This is a genomic window from uncultured Campylobacter sp., from assembly GCF_938039205.1.
Lineage (GTDB): Bacteria > Campylobacterota > Campylobacteria > Campylobacterales > Campylobacteraceae > Campylobacter_A.
The window spans coordinates 38,584-57,969 of sequence record NZ_CALHVM010000026.1 but is presented as its reverse complement, the minus strand read 5'-3'; the positions used below and the strand labels follow the sequence as shown (position 1 = coordinate 57,969).

Sequence of the window (19,386 nt, the reverse complement as noted above, 5' to 3'; positions counted from 1 at the left end):
TCGAGAGCGTCGTTTTGCCCGTGCCGCTTAGACCGAAAAATAGCGCCGTGTCGCCGTCCTTGCCCACGTTTGCCGAGCAGTGCATACTTAGCTTGCCCTCAAGCGGCAACCAGTAGTTCATCATCGAGAAAATGCCCTTTTTCATCTCGCCGCCGTACCACGTGCCGCCGATAACCGCGACGTTTTCCTCGACGTTAAAGATAACGAAAACGTCGGAGTTTAGCCCCTGCTCTTTGCACTCTTCGTTTTTGCATTTGCACGCGTTATAAACGACGAAATCAGGGCTAAATTTAGCTAGCTCCGCCTCGCTTGGACGGATGAACATATTTTTAACAAAATGCGCCTGCCACGCGACTTCGGTTACGAAGCGGACCGATTTTTTACTCTTTTCGCTAGCGCCGCAAAATGCGTCTTGGATAAAGATTTCCTTGCCGCTTAGCTGGGCTTTAGCTTTGGCTAAAAGCTTATCGAAAAGCTCTTTTGAGATAGGCTGATTTACCTTGCCCCAGGCGATGTATTTTTGGCTCGGATCTTGCTTTACGAAGTACTTATCCTTTGGGCTGCGACCCGTAAAGATGCCGGTATCCACCATAAAAGTGCCGTTGCTGCTAACGCGTCCCTCGCCCATGGCCTTTTCAAGCTCGAAAAGCTCGTCGTAGCTTAGGTTGTGGTTGATTTTTTTGATATCCTTAAGACCTAATTTTTCTATTTCGTTTACCATTTTTCTTCCTTTTTTGGATTAAATTTTTGCTAAAATTTGACCGTTTGCCACGGTTTGTCCTTGCTGTACCTCGATAGACGTTACCAGCCCGTCTTTTGGAGCGTTTACGTCTATTTCCATCTTCATGGCCTCTAGCACGAACATCCTTTGTCCCTTTTTCACGCTATCGCCCACTGCGACTAGGATTTTAAACACGTTTCCTGGAAGCGTGCTTTTTACCGGTTCGCCGCTGCCGCCGGTCGTTTTAGCCGGAGAGAGCTCCGGAGGCGGCATGTGCGCTACGCTTGCGGGTTTTACGCTTTTTATCTCGGCTTTGCCGTCAGCGTCCGCGACCTCGACGTCAAATTTTTTGCCGTTTACGGTGACGCTGTATTTTTCGTTTATCGGAATTTTCGCGCGAGGGGTCGGCACGCTCGTTTCGCCCGCGTTTGTCGATTTTTTTCGGATATTTACTTTGCCTTCGCCTTTTAAAAACGCGATGCCTTTTTCCTTGCACGCCGCAGCGATAAAGATATTTTCCTCGCTAGGCTCGATGCCCTCTTTTTTGAGTAGCTCGCGCGTAAATTTAAGCGACTTGCTCTCGTCTTTGTCCGCGATATCCATGGCGTGCTCTTTGGTCGGCTTTAAATTTAGCTGCTCGCTAGCTAGCTTAACCACGCTCTTATCTGGCTCCACAGGCGTTTTACCGAAGTAGCCTAGTACCATTTTGCCGTAGCCTTCGGCGATCTTTTTCCACGGACCGAACATTACGTTGTTAAATGCCTGCTGAAAATAAAACTGGCTCACAGGCGTCACGCTCGTGCCGTAGCCGCCCTTTTGCACGACTTCGCGCATCGCTAGGATGACTTCTGGAAATTTATCCAAGATATTATTATCGCGCATCATTTGAGTATTTGCCGTTAGCGCGCCGCCTGGCATCGGGCTAAACGGGATGAGCGGGCTAACCTGCACGGCCTCGGGCGGCAGGAAATAATCTTTCAAGCATTCACCCAGCACGCTTTCGTATTTTAAGATTTTCTCCACGTCAAGCCCACCCAAATCGTAGTTTTTACCCTTAACGGCATGCAGCATAGTTAGGATATCTGGCTGGCTGGTGCCGCCGCTAACCGGGCTTGCGGCTAGATCGATGCCGTCTGCTCCGGCTTCTAGAGCGGCCATATAGCAAGCGACGCTAACGCCTGCGGTTTCGTGGGTGTGGAGTCTGATGTGAGTATCTTGCGGGAGGAGTTTGCGAGCCATTTTGATAGTTTCATACACTTTTTGCGGGCTAGAGGTGCCGCTGGCGTCTTTGAAACAAACGCTGTGATACGGGATGCCCGCGTCTAAAATTTCACGCAAAATCCGCTCGTAAAACGCCACGTCGTGCGCGCCCGAACAGCCCGCAGGCAGGTCCATCATCGTGACGACCACTTCGTGCTTTAGTCCGTGATGAGCGATACGTTCGCCCGAATATTTTAAATTTTCCACGTCGTTTAACGCGTCGAAGTTTCGTATCGTGGTCGTGCCGTGTTTTTTAAAGAGCTTTGCGTGCAGATCAACCAGCTCGCGGCTGCCCGTATCTAGCGTCACGGTATTTACGCCGCGGCTTAGAGTTTGCAGATTTGCCTCAGGTCCGACCGTTTCGCGAAATTTATCCATCATCGCAAACGCGTCTTCGTTCAAATAAAAATAAAGGCTCTGAAACCGCGCCCCGCCGCCGAACTCAAAGTGCGTTATACCGGCCTCTTTAGCCGCGCTAACCGCGGGCAAAAAATCAGCCATCGCCACGCGCGCGCCGAAAACCGACTGAAAGCCGTCTCTAAAGGTAGTATCCATAACGTCTATAAATTTTTTCGCCATTTTGCCGCCTTGTCAAATTTCAAAATCGTGCTAATTTTACCTAGTTTTAGATTAAGTGGATATAATAAAATCAAAGCATTATCACAAAAATGTTTAACGAGGGAAGCAAATGCAAGAGCGCACGCTAGAAGAACTTTATAAAAAGCTAAAAGAATTTGATAGATTAGCGGATAAAGAAGAGTTTTTGTTTGACGAGATAAGAGACGCCGTAGAGGCGCAGGATTTGGCGTTTGCCGCGCAAATTTGCGACTTTGTTTTAAACGGCGATTTTGAAAAATTCGGCGCATTTTTAAGAACGAGGGCGCTAATGTGGCTCACGAACTATATCGTGCAAAATTTAAAAGAAAACGAGAGCGAATATCCAAATTTCGACGACTTTGTAGACTGCCTGTGGAAATTTAAATGGATCGTCTCGGGCGTCGCTCAAAGCTCCGTGATCGAAAAGAAACTCATAGACGAGGCAAACGAAGCGATGCTGTTTTACTACGAGCGCATGGAGCTCTCGCTGGCTGCCTACTACAAGGCCTTGATGAATCAAAACATCGACATGGGCGATGCTAGAGAGGCGAAGGCAAACTACGAACTGTGGAAAAAGCTCGCCAAAGACGATATGGCCGACTGCGAAGCATGCGAGGCATCGGGTGAGATCGCCTATTTAAATTTTGCCGGCGAGCACGCAGCGGCGCTGGAGCTTGCCGCGCCGATACTCTCAGGCGAGCTAACTTGTGCCGAAGTACCTCACACGACCTACGCGCCGATACTTTTTAGCATGATTAAAACAGGCAAGATAGAAGAGGCAAAAACCCTGCTACCAAAGGCCGCGGCGACGATCGAGTCAAATCCGCGCGTTATAAACATGGTCGCCCCGCTCATCGAGATCGCCGTTAGGCTAGATGAGCGCGAGACGGCGCTAAACTTAGCGCGCAAGCACTCTGCGGCGATCCTTGAGGGCAACGACGATCTAAACGACCTGCGATTTTTCATCGCAGTTAGCGCGTTTGGCGACGAAAACGACTACAAAACGGCTTTGGAGCTGGCGGGCAAATTTGACGCCAGAAACGGCAATACCTACTACTCTGACTACCTGAACGAATTTTACGCTGAGTTTGGTTTTTAGCTTTTGCAGGTTAAATTTTATGGATAAATTTGGCAAATTTGACCGAGATAAATTTAGCAAATTTTACTCGCCGAGACCAGCATCTCGACGATAGTAAATTTGGCTTGGTTAATTTTAGGTTTTTTGCTTCATGTAAAAGAGATGGAGGGGGGGGGTGGATGGCGCTCTGTTGGCAACCCCCAAAGGAAGTGCAAGCGCAAAGTGAGGTAAAACCGAAGCAAAAGAGCTCCTTAGCAATTTATCTGTTTTCTTTTCTTTGGGAGAGGAAGGGGCTCTACTTACGGTCTGCTTGCAGCTACGAGCGAAGCAAAGTAGAGCGTCGCCTTCCTTTGCTTCGGCTTTGCCTCGCAACTGCAAAGCAGACTCTCTCCCATGCCCTCTCTAACCCCACTGCACGTTAGAAGTTGCTGCACTGCGTGCAGGTTAAATTTGGCGCTGACGTGCCGCGTATTTTAAATTTACATTTTCAAGATGCGGGTCTCGGTGGATAAAATTTGAAGCCGAAATTCGCAAATTTGAACGTAAAACGATAAGGCGAAGTATTTTGTAGAAACATTTTGCTTCGCAAAAACGCTACGCTTATTTTGAGATGGATTTGAATGTTGCGACGAAATTTTCGGCCGAAGATAGAACATGTAGTTCATCGAGGGAGAAAATTTCTAGCTCATTCAAAGACACTCAAAAGACAAGCCGCAACAAGAAATTTACAATCTTATTCGCTCGGCTTGGTTAACTCATATGAGAAATTTACTTCCTTACTCTCATTTGGCTTAAGCGCAAATTTCCACGTTACCTTGCCGTCTTTACCTATCTCGTTTTCTTTCGGGTCGTTTTTCACGCTCACGCTTACGCTCTCGTGCGCGCTGACGGGCACTTGCTCCTCTAAAACCACGTCCCAAGCGAGCTTCGAGCCGTTTTTGATGCTGTATTTATACCCGCGCGAGATCTTGTTTTTCGAGCCGAAAAACGACTCCTTCGTATATTCGCCGTTAGCTTCTTTTTTCACGCTAACAAGCTCGTTTTTGCCGAAAAACTCCTTCGCCTCCTCACCAGCGGCGTATCCTACGTATCTTTTGCCGATATTTATACCGTCAATCTTAAACTCGCTTTGCGCGCCCTCTATGCTTCTCTCGGGCTTAAACGCGGCCCTAACGAACGCGCCCGCGCTGCCGTAGCCGTCGATCACGAGGTCAAATTTAGCATCCAGACTCTGCTTGTCGTAGGCAAAGTCCGCCGTTTCGTCCGCTTTTAGACTCACGCCCTCGATTCGCCACGCGTTTGCGAGCGCGTTTTGATCGTTGTTGGCTTGCACGTCTTTGACGCTATTTTTCTTTGCGTATGCCTTTCGCGGCGCCATATCGGCACTAGCCTCCATCATCGGCGCGGCTGCTAGCGGCATCATATTTCGCGGCGCCGGTTTGCCTTCGTAGCGCGGATAAAACGGCGCGGGCGTCAAATTTGACGAGTAGTAAAACGGATAAAGCGCGATGGTTAGGGAGTTTAGATCGATGCCCAGAGGATTTGTCACGGTTAAATTTTGCGAGATTTCGACCTTGCCTTTTGCGACGTCGGCATGGATTTTATTTTTCAAATTTACGCTAACGCTCACGGGATAGGAGATCTTGACCTGTTTTGGGTCGCATTCAAATTTCAAATCAAGCTTTTGAAAATTTTTAACCTCAGCCTTGTTCATTTTCTTTTTCAGCTCGTCGATTTGCTTTTTGGTTTGCGAAATTTGAGCTAGATTTTTTAGCACCGCTTCGTAAAATTTATCGCCGTCGGCGTCCAAATTTGCGACGCTTTGCTCTTTAAAGGCCGGAAAATTATTTAAAAAAGCGTTTTTGGAATTTAGTGCGTTTAGCTTGTCGTTTAGCTCCTCAAGCTCTTTTTCGTTTTGCTTAAATTTAGCGTAGGCCTCGTTTTCTGCGGGCTTTGCTTCGTTTAAATTTAGACTTAGAAGCTCGCACGACGCAGCCACGTCGATATCCTCAAGCCCGACGAAATCGGGCAAATTTAGGCTAAATTCGCTTTTTTGGTCGGTGAAGTTTTGATGGATAAATGAGGCGTTTTTGTAGATTTCTATCAGGTTACTTTCGGCGCTCGCTATCAGCGCAAACGCCGAAACTAAGGCTATCTCTCTCATTTTCTCTCCTTTGGGTAAATTTAAGAGATTATAGCCTTACAAAGATAAATTTTAGCCTAGCAAGATGATCGTAAAGATGATCAGAACTAAAATTTGTATCGCGATAAAGGGCACCACGCCGCGGTAGATGTCGGACGTCTTGACCTCTGCCGGCGCCACGCCTTTTAGATAAAAGAGGCTAAAGCCAAACGGAGGAGTGAGAAACGAAGTCTGTAAATTCATCGCGATAACGATGGCGAAATATAGCGGATTTATGCCTAAATTTACGGCAATCGGCGCCAAGATCGGTAGCACGATATACGAAATCTCGACGAAGTCTATAAAAAATCCTAGCGCAAAAATCGTAATCATGGCTAAGATAATAAAGCCCCATTTTTCTCCCGGCAAACTAGACATCACTTCTTCAACTATCTCGTCGCCGCCGGTGTAGCTAAACACCATCGAAAATGCTGTCGCGCCGATAAGGATAGTAAAGACGACGGCCGTAGTTTTGACGCTCTCTTCGAGTGCTTCTTTTAGCATCTTAAACGAAAAAGTTCTGTAAAAAACCGAAAGCAAGATCGCACCCACGCAGCCAAACGCCGAGCTCTCCGTCGGCGTAGCGATGCCTTCAAATATCGAGCCGAGCACCAACACGACAAGTACTAGCGGCGGCAAAATCGCAAGGATAGCGTTTAAAATTTGCTTTGATTTAGGCACATCGCTCTCTACTACGACGGGCGGCGCGTAGTCCTTTTTCACGTAAGCTACGATGAGAATATAAGCTACATAAGCACCAACTAGCGCAAGTCCCGGATATATCGCCTCTCGGAAAAGATCGCCCACAGGCACCGTAAAGACGTCGCCTAGGATAATTAGAACGATAGAAGGCGGGATGATCTGTCCAAGCGTTCCCGAAGCGCAGATAGTGCCGCAGCCTAGAGCCTTGTTGTAGTTGTACTTTAGCATCACGGGTAGGCTCATAACGCCCATGGCTACGACGCTAGCGCCCACAACGCCCGTAGATGCGGCTAGCAGCGCGCCCACCAAAACTGTGCTAATTGCCACGCCGCCGCGAATCTCGCCGAATAAAAACGCCATAGACTCGAGCAATCTCTCGGCTAGCTTGGTCTTTTGCAAAATAATGCCCATAAAAACAAAAAGCGGCACGGCGATGAGGATTTTATTTTCCATTATCGAGTAGATGCGGTAAGGCATGAAGTTAAACGTCTCTTTAAATATCTCAAGCCCGCCTATAAAGCCGTTGCCGTCGCCAAAGCTCTCGACCATGCCGCCGATGAGTCCGAAAATGACGGCTATCGCGCCAAATGTAAATGCGACGCTAAAGCCGATAGCAAGCATAAAAAGCGCGGCTAAAAACATTACGATACCGGTCATTTTCCCTCTCCTTGTTGCGCAGTTTGGTTTAAATTTGCGTCAAATTTGCCCGCCTCGCTTAAATTTGAACGAGCGTCCAGATAGACGTTTAGCCACTTTATAAAGTAGCCGACGCTAAAAAATATAAGCAGCCAAAAGCTAAACGGGATAAAGGCCTTGATAACCCAGCGATACGGCAAGCCGCCGGGATCCGCGCTACCTTCGCCGCTCTCATACGCCTCCACGACGTAGTCCCAGCTCAGCCACGCGACTAAAAGCGCAAGCGGCAGGATAAAAAGGATAACGCCAGCCATATTTATGAGCGCTCTTTTCTTTACGCTCATCTTTTCATAAAATATATCCACTCGCACGTGCGCGTCGTCTTTTAGCGCGTAGCTCATGCCAAGCAGGATTATGATGCTAAAAAAATGCCACTCAAGCTCTTGCAGGCCTACGTTGCCGTATTTGAAAAAATATCTCGCCGTGACATTAAAAAAAACGTCCGCGATCATCAAAAACATCACGAGTATACAGACGTAGCCCGTGACGTCGCCTAATTTACCGAAAAATCGCTCTACTTTTTTTAAATTTCGTTCCATTTAACTCCCCAAAATTTGTCTTATCATTATAGCTAAAATGCAAATCGGCGCGACGAATCGCAGTAAAAAATACCAAATTTCAAAAACCGCCCTACCCATATATGGCAAAAATAGCTCCTCTAGGCTGCCTCTTTTCATCGCGTAACCGACAAATACCGCGATCACGATACCGCCCAGCGGCAGCATGATATTTGAGCTAAGATAGTCTAAAACGTCAAAAAATCCCTTGCCGAAAAACGTGAGCGCGTCTTTAAATTCGGCGATGTTTGAAAGCGCGCAAAGCGTGCCTAGGCAATAAACGCAGACGCCAACGATCGCGATCGCGCCTAGGCGAGGGATCTTAAACTCGTTTATGAGGTAAAAAACAAGCGGCTCGACCATCGAGATAGCAGACGTAAGTCCCGCAAAAATAAGCGCGGAAAAAAACGTAAAGCTTAGGACGTTTCCCATCCCTCCTAGCTTAGCAAACAGCGTCGGTAGCGAGATAAATGCAAGTCCTACGCCCTGGCTAGGCTGCTCGCCGTACTCGAAAACAAAGGTAAAAACGATAAGCCCGATGACGACGCTAACGATGATGTTCAGCGCGACGACGTAGAGCGAAGAGGTGAAAAGATTAGTCTTGTCATCTAGGCTAACCGAATACGTAGCTATCGCGCCGATACCCACGCACATCGTAAAAAACGCTAACCCAAGAGCTACAAATACCGCCTCGCTCGTGATCTTAGAAAAATCAGGCACTAGCAAAAACTCTGCCGCCTGCGAAAATCCGCCCATCTGCATCGAGTAAATCAGCATAAAAATAAGTAGCAAAAAAAGCGTCGGCAAAAGCCATAAATTTATACGCTCGATGCCGCCTTTTATGCCCTTTGAGAGGATGAAAAAATAGGCCGCGAACGCAATACTAAAGTATAAAATTTGACCCGAGATGTCAGAGCTTATAAATTTGCCGAAATTTTCGCCCGAAACCGCGATACTTTGCGGAAGCTCGCCAAGAGATAAGACCGAATACCTAATAACCCAGCCGATGATGACCGTATAAAATGACGCGACTAAAACGCCCGTTATCATTATGACGCCGGCGTAGCCCCAAAATTTGCCATTTTTAGGAGCGAGCGAGCGAAAGGCGTTAACGGGATCGGCGTTTGAAATTTTACCCATCGCCATCTCCGCAAAAAATATACTAAGCCCGACCGCAACGGCAAAAACAAGATACAAAAGCACGAACGCAGAACCGCCGTTTGCGCCGACCATGTATGGAAATTTCCACGCATTGCCAAGTCCGATCGCAGCACCCACGATGGATAATATAAATCCGATTTTAGAAAATTTATCGTTTGACACGCTTAGTCCCTTAGCGCATTTATCGTGATGATAACGATGCTGATGGGAGCCACGAATCTAATCATAAAATACCAAATTTCAAATACGACCCTGCTCATATACGGTCCAAAAAGTATGTAAAGCGCGTCTTTTTTGATGACAAACCCGACGAAAATCGACACCGTGATGCCGCCGATAGGCATGATGACGTTTGAGCTGAGAAAATCAAGGCAGTCAAAAAAGCTCTTGCCAAAAAACGTCAAATTTTCTTTAACGCCCTCGATACTTGAAAGTATGCACAAAATGCCCATGCAGTAGATGAAAGCGCCGATTAGCGCGAGGGCTTTTTTACGAGAGAAGCCAAATTCTCGGATGAGATAGTGCGTGAAAGGCTCCAGCATCGAGATGGCCGAGGTAATGCCCGCAAAAAGCAGAGCCGAGAAAAACGCGAACGCCAGCACGTGTCCGAGCGTGTCCAGCTTCGCAAATAGCGTAGGCAGCGAGATAAACACGAGCCCCACGCCCTGACTAGGCGTCGCGCCAAACTCAAACACGAAGGTAAAGATAACAAGCCCCATCAAAATGCCCATCACGACGTTTATCACGACGATGATGATCGAGGAGCTAACTAGATTCGTATTATCAGGCAGCGACGCAGAGTAAACGATGATAACGCCGACACCTAGAGATAGCGTAAAAAACGCGAGTCCAAGCGCGGTTAAAATGCTACTCACGCCTAGTTTTGAAAAATCCGGAACCAGCAAAAATTTAGCCGACTGCACGAAGCCGTCCATCGTAAAAGAGTAGCTAAGCATGATGATAAGCAAGATAAGAAGCGAAGGCATCATCCAGACGTTTACGCGCTCGATGCCGCTTTTTATGCCCTTTGATACGATAAAAATACAAAGGAAAAACACGATCGTGAAGTAAAAAATTTGAGATGCGGCGTCGTTGGCGTAGAAATTACCGAAAATTTTCTCCGAAGCCTCGACGTCTTTTGGAAGTTCTGTTATTACCATTACTGCGTATTTTAGTATCCATCCGATGATAACCGTGTAAAAAGAGGCGATGATGATCGCGCCTATCATCGTAAAACCCGCAAATTTCCACGTTTCTTTGTGTTTTGGAGCAAGCTTTTTAAAGGCATTTACAGGGTCAGACTCGGAAAGCTTACCGATAGCTATCTCGCCGAAAAATATCGCAAGTCCGATAAAAAAAGTCATAAAAAGATACAAAAGCACGAAGGCCGAACCGCCGTTTTGACCGACTAAATACGGGAATTTCCACGCGTTTCCAAGCCCCACCGCAGAGCCTGCGACGGCTAAGATAAAGCCGATTTTTGAAAATTTATCCTGCGCCAAATTTAACCTTAGTATTTAAAATTTCAGAAGCGAGGCTAGCATAAAAAAGCTTTTAAAATTCTAATTTTTAAATAAATTCGTAGAAAAACGAAACACGGCTGAAATTTTTTGTAAATTTGTAGCACTACGCGGCGGCAAATTTGACGAGTAGAAAATTTATGAAATTTTTTCTCGGTTTTAAGTAACTCAAAGCTAAATTTTTATAAAATGCGCTCTCAAAGCTTCAAAGTAGGGGTCTGATCCGAAATGGCTTAAATTTACAAGGAGACTTTATGAAAAAAGTTGTTTTCTTAATGATGGCTCTTGCTAGCTTTGCGTTTGCGGGCGACGGCGAGATGCTAAGATCTTACTCTGTTCTTGCAGCAGCAGTCGGTCTAGGTCTAGCGGCTCTTGGCGGCGCTATTGGTATGGGAAATACCGCTTCTGCGACAATCTCAGGAACAGCTAGAAACCCTGGCGTGGGTAGCAAGCTAACTACGACGATGTTCGTTGCTCTTGCGATGATTGAAGCGCAAGTTATCTACGCACTAGTTATCGCGCTAATCGTTCTTTACGCAAACCCAATGTTTTAATATCGGGCGGGTTCGTCCCGCTCTTTATGTTTTTTAATCCACGTGCGACCTTGGTGGAACGGTAGACACGCTACTTTGAGGTGGTAGTGCCGAAGGGTGTGCGAGTTCAAATCTCGCAGGTCGCACCATAATTCTTATTTAATTCCAACAAAAATCTTCCAAGCCATCAATGATTTTCCAACTTCAAAAACACTGATTACATCAAAACAAGTCGATATTATTCGCTAGAATCATGTTCTTGCACTAGTGTCTCCCATTACCCCTAAAGAGTCAAATTTGCTGCGAATACTCAAAATACTTGAGATTGCTTTGGTACTGCATTTCTCATAAGAAGCGAATCGCATCTTTACATAGCAGACCAGCACAACCAAATCTAAAAGGAAGTTTTTGCAAAATTTGAAATAGTTTTTACTAAGTTTTACCGCTTATAAGCTTCTCGAATAACCACAAAAATAAATTTAGATTTTAAAAAATAGTCAAAAAGTAGTAGTCTAACAAGATAAATTTAATCCTCTATTGCTAGTATCTAAATTTAAAAATAAGTGCAAAACGATAAGGAATGAAATAAAAATCTAAAATTTAATCAGCAAGCGCCCGAAGTCAGTCACAAAATTAAAAAAGCAACCGACCTCTTATAAAAGGCCAGTCACTTAAATTTACCTCGGAGCCAAACGTCAAATTTAAAAATTTGGCTACGAACTGTGTCCTACATAAAGACTGGTATCGTCGTATTTTTAAGGAAATACCTCGAAGTACCGCTCAAAAATATCTCCAAAAAGCCGTTTTCGCCGTATCTACCGGCCACGATCAGGTCAAATCCACCATCTTTAGCGTTTCGCAGCAGAGCTTCGCCCGGTACCGAAGTCGTGCTAACAACCTCGTAAGTCGCCTGTATGCCGTGCAGTTTTAGATACTCTTCTAGTTTTTTTAGATTTTCCTCTGCGCTACCGTCGCCCGAATGCGGCATGCAAGTGATACAATGCACCTTTTTAGCCTTTTTTAGTAGCTCGATGGAGCTGCTCACGGCGCGAGAGTTTTGCGTCGAGCCGTTCCAGCTAACTAGGATGTTATCAGCCTTAAAGCTCGTTATGCGCCTTGGTATCGTGATGGCCGTTTTGCCGCTTTTTAGCACCGCCGCCTCAAACGTGCCAGTGATCTTACCGTCAAGCGGTACTGCGGCAACTACCATATCGCAAAATTTAGACTCCTGCTCGACCACCACGCTTCGTTTACCGCTTTTAGTGACAAATTTAGCCGTCGTCTTGCCCTCGATCGGCTCGTCGCTAACCTGCACGTCGAGCTCTTCGCAAAGTTTATAAAAAATAGTCTCGTTACGCTCGTGTTCGACGCCAAGCTCAGCCTTCGCCGCCTTTAAAAACTCATCGTAAAGAACTCCGCCCCTAAGCGTCATTTTCATATTATAAACGACGCCTGGATCTAGCTGGCAAGCCAAAATCTCGATGTGGCTGTTAAAATGCTTAGCGACCAGCAAAGCCCCCCTGATACGCTCTTTTACGTCGTCGCCCGCGCCGATTGGGAAAAATATTTTTTTATACTGCATCGGTTCTCCTTTAAATTTATTGCGCTAGAGAAAGGGAGATTTTGTGCCCTTTTTGCTCGCTGATTTTTACTTTAACCTTATCGCCGGCTTTTAGAGGCGTTTTGATTTTTGAGATATGCAAAAGTCCGTCCACGCCGCCAGGAAGTCCGATAAAGGCGCCAAATTCTACCACGCTTTTTACCTCGCCTTCAAATTCGTCTCCGATATTAAACTCAGGCGTCTTTTGTGGCTTGCCGTCTTTGCCACCTCTTTTGCCGCCAAAGCCCTTGCCGTTGTCTTTTGAAACGATTTGGATGATGTAGTCTTTAGCCGCGTCAACGCTTGATTTTTGCGCGCCGGCGATCTTTACTTCGCCTTTTTCGCGATCTAGATCGATGGCGACGTCAAATTTTTCGATGATCTCTTTTATCGTTTTGCCCGCTTGCCCGATGATGTCAACGATCTTGCCCGGATCAACGCTAAAGAGCTCTAGTTTAGGGAGTATATCTTCATTTACTGAGATATTTTCGTTTGCTTTTTCCATCAAATTTAATATATGCAGCCTACCCTCACGCGCCTGCAAAAGCGCCTCTTTTAGCACGTCAAGGCTGATACCGCCCAGCTTTATATCCATCTGAAGCGCTGTTATGCCGTCTTTGCTACCTGCGACCTTAAAGTCCATGTCGCCGTCATGATCCTCTAGCCCCATGATATCGGTTAGCACGGCGTGTTTTTCACCCTCGAAAATCAGCCCCATCGCAACGCCCGCAACTAATTTTGGCGTATCGACGCCTGCGGCTCTCAGTGCCAAAGAGCCGCCGCAAACGCTAGCCATCGAGCTTGAGCCGTTACTTTCTAAAATTTCAGAAACAAGTCTAATGGTATAAGGCGAATTGACGTCGATACTAGGCGCAAGGGCACGCTTAGCGAGGTTGCCGTGTCCTAGCTCGCGTCTGCCCGGAGCCTTTAGCGGACTAGCCTCGCCGACGCTAAAGCCGGGGAAGTTGTAGTTAAACATAAATTTATCCGTCACGGCGCCTTTTTCCGTTAGCATATCATACATCTGCGCGTCGCCGTCGGTACCTAAAGTCGCCACCACGAGAGCTTGCGTCTGGCCGCGGGTAAAGAGGCAGCTACCGTGAGCGTTTGGCAGAATATTTGTCTCGATGCTGATCGGGCGGACCTCTTTAAGCTCCCTACCGTCGGCGCGCACGCCCTCGTTTATGATCTGCTCGCGGACGATTTTTTTCTTAAATTTAGCCAGGACGTTAGAGACGACCTCCTCCTCCCAGCCCTCTTTTTGCGCTACTTCGTCGGTTAAAATTTGCTTTGCGATCTTGGTTAGCTCGCTGGCGCGCTCACTTTTAGCCATCTGATTTATAGCGGCTTTTACGTCATTTTTGTAAAATTCGTTTAGATAGACGGCGACGCTCTCGTTTTCGATCTCCGGTTTTAGCTCGAGTTGCGCGTCTTCTTTTTTATGCTGGCTAAATGCTTCTTCATAAGCGTTTGAGGCGCGAAGTATCGCCTTGCCAGCTTCTGCGATCGCCTCCACGATGAGATCCTCGCTAAATTCGTTCATATCCTGCATCGCTATAGCGCCGCTTAAATTCGGATCCATCATAGGATCTAGCGCGATAGGCACTATCTCGTTTTTTTCGGTCGGGATACTTCTCATCTCGATCATCAAAAGTTCGTCTTTAACGCCGGCTACGTAAAGATCGAGAGCCGAAGTTTTTAGCTCAGAGTTGCTAGGGTTGATTACGAATTTATTATCTATATAGCCTACGCGCACGCCGCAAACAGGCGCATTTACGGGGATGTCGCTAAGATAGAGTGCTACTGAAGCGGCGTTTAGACCGACGACTTGCAAATCAACCTCAGGATCGCAAGATAACACCATCACGACTATTTGCGTCGGATACGCGTAGCCCTTTGGAAAGAGCGGGCGCAGCGAGCGGTCGATGATGCGCGAAGTTAGCGTCTCAAAATCCCCAGGCTTTGTTTCTCTTTTTACGTAGCCGCCCGGGATCTTGCCCGCAGCGTAACTTTTTTCGATGTATTGCACCGTTAGCGGTAAAAAATCCTCGCTAACTTGCGTGTCTTCGCGAGCGACGGTAGCTAAAACGACGGTGTTTTTTACGCGCAAAAGCACCGCGCCGCTAGCTTGTTTGGCGACCTTGTTTATATCGTAAATTTCAACTTGATTATTGACTTCTATTGAATACTGCATGCCCTAATATCTCCTTGTTTTTGTAATGGTATATAAAATGGACTCTCCTCTAATATTGAAAGCACGGTTTCTGGTTTTGGTTCGATTTTGTTTTCGTAGTAAAAATCCACTTCGATAAAATTCGCGATCTTGTGCACGGCATAAATTTCATCCACCAGCGGCGCGATAGCTGCGGCGACGTCGGTAGCGATGAGCGGCGTAGCGTAGGTGACTGACTTTACCCGCTCGCGCATGAGCGTTTTTAGGCAGGTTAGCGCTGTAAGACCCGTCTCACAGCCCTCGTCGACGAGCAGGATATTTCTATCCTTTAGATCGCCGATTAAATTTCCTTTTCTAAATTTATATACGTTTTTTAGGATTTTTTCGTCGTACTTACGGTCGGCCTCGCCGTAAACGAAGTCGTAACTAATGCCAAAGCTCTTAATAAGCTCGTCGTTTAGCACCACGTCATCCTTTTCGCTAACCATCGCGATCTCACACTCCGGGTTATTCGGCGCAAGAATACGTTCACAAAACAACATCTCATAGCTCAAATTTAGCCCGCGAGCCACGCTATCGACCATGATAACAGAGTCTATAGAGCCACATATTATCAGATATTCACCTGCAACCAGTTCTTTTTTGGGCAAAATTTCGAGCAACTTTTCGGCTGCTTCGAGCTGGTTTTCAAACATAAGATCCCGGTAATTGCTCATCAGCTACCTTGCGTCGTCTGTCCTACCGAAAAGTCGTAATGTACGCCGCCCATCGGATAGAAATTTATAAAGAAGTAAACACCTCTTGATTTTTTGGCGGCCGTTCCGCTGGTAGTCGTAGTCGGTTCAAGCTCCTCTTCGTAGACAAACGTGTAGTTCCAGCATTTTCTGCGGTGAGAGACGCCTAGCTGCCACTGCTTATTATAGTCGCGCTCAAGGTCATACTGAGTACCGCTAAATAGCCTATAGTTATGCGGAAGCTCGACGTAGCCGTTTAGGTGCAGATAGTTTTGCTTTTCCTGTGCATTTTTTCTTTGCATTGTGTGCCAGAGGCTAGCGCCGAATTTATCATGCGTATAGCTCGCACCGCTTTGAACTTTTTCAAAGTATTTATTGTTATAAGAGTACTCAAGCCTGTTGTAAAAAGACAAATTCGGTAGCGGATACCAGCCGATGATGTTTTTCAAATTTGAGCGTTTGTTCTCTTTGGTGTAATAACCCTGCGAAATCGTATGGCGCAAAAATTTTCTTCCGTCTTCGTTAAAGAAATACTGCGTCGCTCTGGCCGAAACCTCGTCTCTAGTGTGCTGAGGATTGATAAAGCTCTGATATTTTCGTCCAAGCATATCGTAGACGTATACGTTGCCGTCATCTTCGGCTGTCTCATATCTATCTGGCAGGTCACCTTCATTATAAGCTTTAACTACGTAATCCACGCCCAAATTTAAACTATGATAGAAGCTCTCGTAAGCCTTAGCTAAGTCGGTCTGGAGCGAAAATTTATGATAATTTTCTATGTAGTTTGCGCTCCTATCCTCGTCTCCGGTCGGACGGTACATTTTCTTTGCATAGTCCACGTGGGTAGCGTATAAATAGTGATAATACGAGAATTTCAGATAATCGTCCGCTAAAGGCAAATGAAATGAAACCGGCAGGTTAAATTCGTACTGCGTCGCCTTTACGCCAATTTTTCTCGTGTAGTTGTGCGAGTGGAGATCGACAGAGTAAAGCACGTTCGGCAAAATAAAGCTATCGGTAAATTTATGATATTGAAAGCTCGGATACTCTTGAAGCGTGTCTTTATTTTCGTTCGGACTACCGATCTTTGACGTATCCGTGTAATACCTCGCATATGCGCCGAAGTAATGCTTGTCACTGCTTAAGAAATAGTTTAGTTTTGAGGTCACGAGAGGGTTATCGTCGCTACCTGAGCCTCGCTTTTTCAAATTTATATAGTCGATATCGTTTAGAGCCGTCGCATCGAGCCACAAGCCCTCTTGCAAATCCTCGTTTATCAGGTGCTTAACGAGTCTATCGCGCTCATATTTTACGTCAGCACCCTTGTGCGTTTTATTTTTTAACGGGAGTCTTAGCGAGTTTTTCTCGATCTGTCTTTGTCGGTAGCCCTCGGTATCTCTAAATGCGCCAAATGTCACAGAGCCTCTAGAATAAGGTGAATCGGCAAATCTAAACGTACCGTATATGCCTGTACCGCGTCTAGTGCGAATTTGCGGATCAAACTGTAAGTCCCAGCTGTCGTATTCGGCGATATAGATCGGTTGTTTGTAGTAAAATCCGTCGTTTTTGCCGTAACCAAACTCAGGCGGTAAAAGGCCTGTGCGTCTGCGAGTGTCTGTAGAAAAGCCAAAATACGGCAGATAAAATACGGGGACGTTTCCTACGTAAAACACGGGATTAAAAAGGTGTAAAAATTTACTCTCGCGGTTTAGCTTGCCGCTGCTAAATTTGATCTTCCAATCAGGGTCTTGGACGTTACAGCTCGATACGACCGCGCCGTTTACCTCGTAAAATTTAGAAGTACTATTGCTCTCGTCGCTTTGCATCCACACTTCCATGTCGCGGTTCATCATAAATAGCGTTTCGTAGTTACTATCTTTACTATTTAGGTCGATCTTTGCGTATGAGCAGTGCGAGATTTCGTCTTTGTTTCTTATTAAATTTACATTACCGAAAAGCTCCAAAATTTCTTTTTGCTGATCGTAAACAGCTCTGTCTGCGCTCATCAAATAATCTTGCGAATACACAAGTACGTTTTTATCTGCAGTAACTATACCCTTATCGCGTTTTACGTCATCAGCCAAAAGCTCGAAATTTTGAGCCGCAAAGCAACTAAAAGCCCCAAACATTAGTAACAAAAAAATTCTAGTAAACATTTATAACTACCGTTTTCGCGGCTTTATCTTGCCACGTTTGAAATAATGGATTTGAAAACGCCCATGCAAAACCTAGGAAAAATGCGTTTTCACCGATGATGCGAACCAAAGATCGAGTGAGAGAATTTAGCAAGCCTGGCTTATCGAGCAGATCGATATCCACGCACACGATCTTCATCGCGACCTTGCCGATACTAGCGCCGCAGTACCACGTAAAAAACGTCTGATAAATAACCTCGAGCAAAACGATCTGCGGTATCATTTCCATAGCTAGCGCACTGATCTGCTCATAGTCCAGCCCATCAAATTTTTCGTAGTAGACGGCATAAAACAAAACCGAGATTAAAAACTTATCTATCCCCCACGCGACGGCTCTTTTACCGACGCTAGCGAGCGTGATATTTTCATTTTCGAGCTTGTCTATGACGCTCCTGCTCATTCGCGTCCTTTTAGCATTTGCCAGGCAATATCTTTTCGGTACTGCGCGCCGTCAAATTCTACGTTTTCGCAAAGCTCATAGGCCTTTTGCTGCGCCTGTTTTATGCTTTTGCCAAGCCCCACGCACACGAGTACTCGTCCACCGTCAGCATAGATCTCGCCGCCCTGCTCGCTCACTCCTGCGTATGCTATGTGCGAGTTTTCCGGAACGTTTTTTACGCTGATTTTAGCCTTAGGCGAGCTTGAAAAAGGATAGTTTTTACTAGCCATCACGACTCCGACAGCAAATTCGTCCTTTAGTTTTACCGGTTTTAGATCGCCTTTTGCCGCGTTTAGTAAAATTTCACCCAGATCGCCATCAATCAGCGGCATTAGCACTTCACACTCAGGATCGCCGAAACGCACGTTAAACTCAAGTACGTACGGCACGCCCTTAACCACCATAAGCCCTACAAAAAGCACGCCGCAGAAAGGATTTCCCTCGGCTTTCATGCCTTTTAGAGTCGGTTTTACGACCTCTTCTTCAACCTGTTTTATTAGCTCTTGGCTTGCTAGCGGACTAGGAGCGTACGCACCCATGCCGCCCGTATTTGGTCCCTCGTCGTTATCTCTTAGGCGTTTATGATCCTGCGCTACGGGCATGCTGACGAAATTTTCGCCGTCGCAAATAGCAAAAAAGCTAAGCTCGAATCCGTCTAAAAACTCCTCCACGACCACACGTTTACCTGCCTCGCCGAAGCTCTCACCGCTTAGCATATCGCGAGCCGCGGCTTTTGCTTCATCGCGGCTTTGGGCGATTATCACCCCTTTGCCAGCGCACAGTCCGTCGGCCTTAACGACGACGGGAGCGGTAAGAGAGTCTATAAATTTAGCCGCAGCATCGTAATCATCGGTATTTAGATAAGCAGCGGTTCGGATAGCGTTTCTAGCTAAAAAATCCTTCATAAACGCCTTGCTGCCCTCGAGTCTAGCCGCAGCCTTGCTCGGTCCGAAAATATTTAAATTTCGCACCTTAAAGATATCCACGACGCCGCCATTTAGCGGTGCTTCGGGGCCGACGATCGTTAGTTCTATTTGCTCGGTCTTAGCAAATTCTGCGAGCTGATTATAGTCTTTGGAGTTTAGATTCGTGCCGAGCTTTGAGGTGGCACCGTTGCCTGGAGCAAAGAAAAGCTCGTGCTTGCAGGATTCTTGAAGTTTTAGAGCTATTGAGTACTCGCGCCCGCCGCTTCCGATTATCAAAATTTTCATAATTTCTCCAAAAATAAAAAACCCAAG

At 46.4% G+C, this 19,386-nt stretch carries 15 protein-coding genes and 1 tRNA gene; 3 read left to right on the top strand and 13 right to left on the bottom strand.

Features of this window, described 5'->3' with window-relative positions; all coding sequences use genetic code 11:
- Both Q0394_RS04445 and Q0394_RS04440 read right to left on the bottom strand, forming a co-directional pair.
- The coding region (locus Q0394_RS04445; RefSeq protein WP_298945687.1) for a phosphoenolpyruvate carboxykinase (ATP) at positions 1-721 on the bottom strand (721 nt) is incomplete at its 3' end.
- Positions 722-739: 18 nt separating this feature from the next.
- Positions 740-2,560 carry a biotin/lipoyl-containing protein gene (locus tag Q0394_RS04440; protein WP_298945686.1) on the bottom strand — a complete coding sequence of 607 codons (1,821 nt, stop codon included), beginning with the start codon at positions 2,558-2,560 and terminating at the stop codon, positions 740-742.
- A 109-nt stretch (positions 2,561-2,669) separates the two neighbouring features.
- On the opposite strand from Q0394_RS04440, the gene Q0394_RS04435 reads away from it, so the two are divergent.
- The gene (locus Q0394_RS04435; protein WP_298945685.1) at positions 2,670-3,677 is read left to right on the top strand and encodes a hypothetical protein; all 1,008 of its coding nucleotides are present in this window, start codon (positions 2,670-2,672) and stop codon (positions 3,675-3,677) included.
- 712 nt (positions 3,678-4,389) lie between these two features.
- On the opposite strand, the gene Q0394_RS04430 is transcribed toward Q0394_RS04435, so the two are convergent.
- From Q0394_RS04430 to Q0394_RS04410, 5 genes are read right to left on the bottom strand one after another with little or no spacing between them, the layout of a single operon-like run.
- On the bottom strand, positions 4,390-5,820 hold the full coding sequence (locus Q0394_RS04430) for a DUF4139 domain-containing protein (protein WP_298945684.1): 1,431 nt from the start codon (positions 5,818-5,820) through the stop codon (positions 4,390-4,392).
- Positions 5,821-5,871: 51 nt separating this feature from the next.
- Entirely contained in the window at positions 5,872-7,197 is a 1,326-nt protein-coding gene (locus tag Q0394_RS04425; RefSeq protein ID WP_298945683.1) for a TRAP transporter large permease subunit, read from the bottom strand.
- A complete protein-coding gene (locus tag Q0394_RS04420; protein ID WP_298945682.1) occupies positions 7,194-7,775 on the bottom strand; it encodes a TRAP transporter small permease subunit in 582 nt (193 codons plus the stop codon). The genes Q0394_RS04425 and Q0394_RS04420 overlap by 4 nt, the downstream gene beginning before the upstream one ends.
- Positions 7,776-9,116, bottom strand: a complete 1,341-nt coding sequence (locus tag Q0394_RS04415; protein WP_298945681.1) for a sodium-dependent transporter — start codon at positions 9,114-9,116, stop codon at positions 7,776-7,778.
- Between the two features lie 2 nt (positions 9,117-9,118).
- The gene (locus Q0394_RS04410; RefSeq protein WP_298945680.1) at positions 9,119-10,456 is read right to left on the bottom strand and encodes a sodium-dependent transporter; all 1,338 of its coding nucleotides are present in this window, start codon (positions 10,454-10,456) and stop codon (positions 9,119-9,121) included.
- A gap of 272 nt (positions 10,457-10,728) precedes the next feature.
- Here Q0394_RS04410 and Q0394_RS04405 point away from each other — a divergent pair, with 272 nt between their 5' ends.
- Positions 10,729-11,028: a F0F1 ATP synthase subunit C gene (locus Q0394_RS04405; protein WP_122874270.1), complete on the top strand. Its 300-nt coding sequence runs from the start codon at positions 10,729-10,731 to the stop codon at positions 11,026-11,028.
- A gap of 44 nt (positions 11,029-11,072) precedes the next feature.
- Positions 11,073-11,156 (top strand) — tRNA-Leu (locus Q0394_RS04400).
- A gap of 578 nt (positions 11,157-11,734) precedes the next feature.
- Here Q0394_RS04400 and Q0394_RS04395 read toward each other — a convergent pair.
- From Q0394_RS04395 to purD, 6 genes are read right to left on the bottom strand one after another with little or no spacing between them, the layout of a single operon-like run.
- Positions 11,735-12,589, bottom strand: a complete 855-nt coding sequence (locus Q0394_RS04395; protein ID WP_298945679.1) for a universal stress protein — start codon at positions 12,587-12,589, stop codon at positions 11,735-11,737.
- Between the two features lie 16 nt (positions 12,590-12,605).
- Positions 12,606-14,801: a polyribonucleotide nucleotidyltransferase gene (locus Q0394_RS04390; RefSeq protein WP_298945678.1), complete on the bottom strand. Its 2,196-nt coding sequence runs from the start codon at positions 14,799-14,801 to the stop codon at positions 12,606-12,608.
- Positions 14,786-15,496, bottom strand: a complete 711-nt coding sequence (locus Q0394_RS04385; protein ID WP_298945677.1) for a phosphoribosyltransferase family protein — start codon at positions 15,494-15,496, stop codon at positions 14,786-14,788. Before Q0394_RS04385 ends, Q0394_RS04390 begins: the two co-directional genes overlap by 16 nt.
- Positions 15,496-17,670 (bottom strand): LPS assembly protein LptD, encoded by a 2,175-nt coding sequence (gene lptD, locus Q0394_RS04380; RefSeq protein ID WP_298945676.1) that lies wholly within the window; start codon positions 17,668-17,670, stop codon positions 15,496-15,498. Before lptD ends, Q0394_RS04385 begins: the two co-directional genes overlap by 1 nt.
- Complete coding sequence (locus Q0394_RS04375) at positions 17,660-18,109, bottom strand: RDD family protein (RefSeq protein WP_298058471.1); 450 nt, start codon at positions 18,107-18,109, stop codon at positions 17,660-17,662. The genes lptD and Q0394_RS04375 overlap by 11 nt, the downstream gene beginning before the upstream one ends.
- Positions 18,106-19,359 carry a phosphoribosylamine--glycine ligase gene (gene purD / locus Q0394_RS04370; protein WP_298945675.1) on the bottom strand — a complete coding sequence of 418 codons (1,254 nt, stop codon included), beginning with the start codon at positions 19,357-19,359 and terminating at the stop codon, positions 18,106-18,108. Before purD ends, Q0394_RS04375 begins: the two co-directional genes overlap by 4 nt.
- Positions 19,360-19,386: the final 27 nt, after the last annotated feature.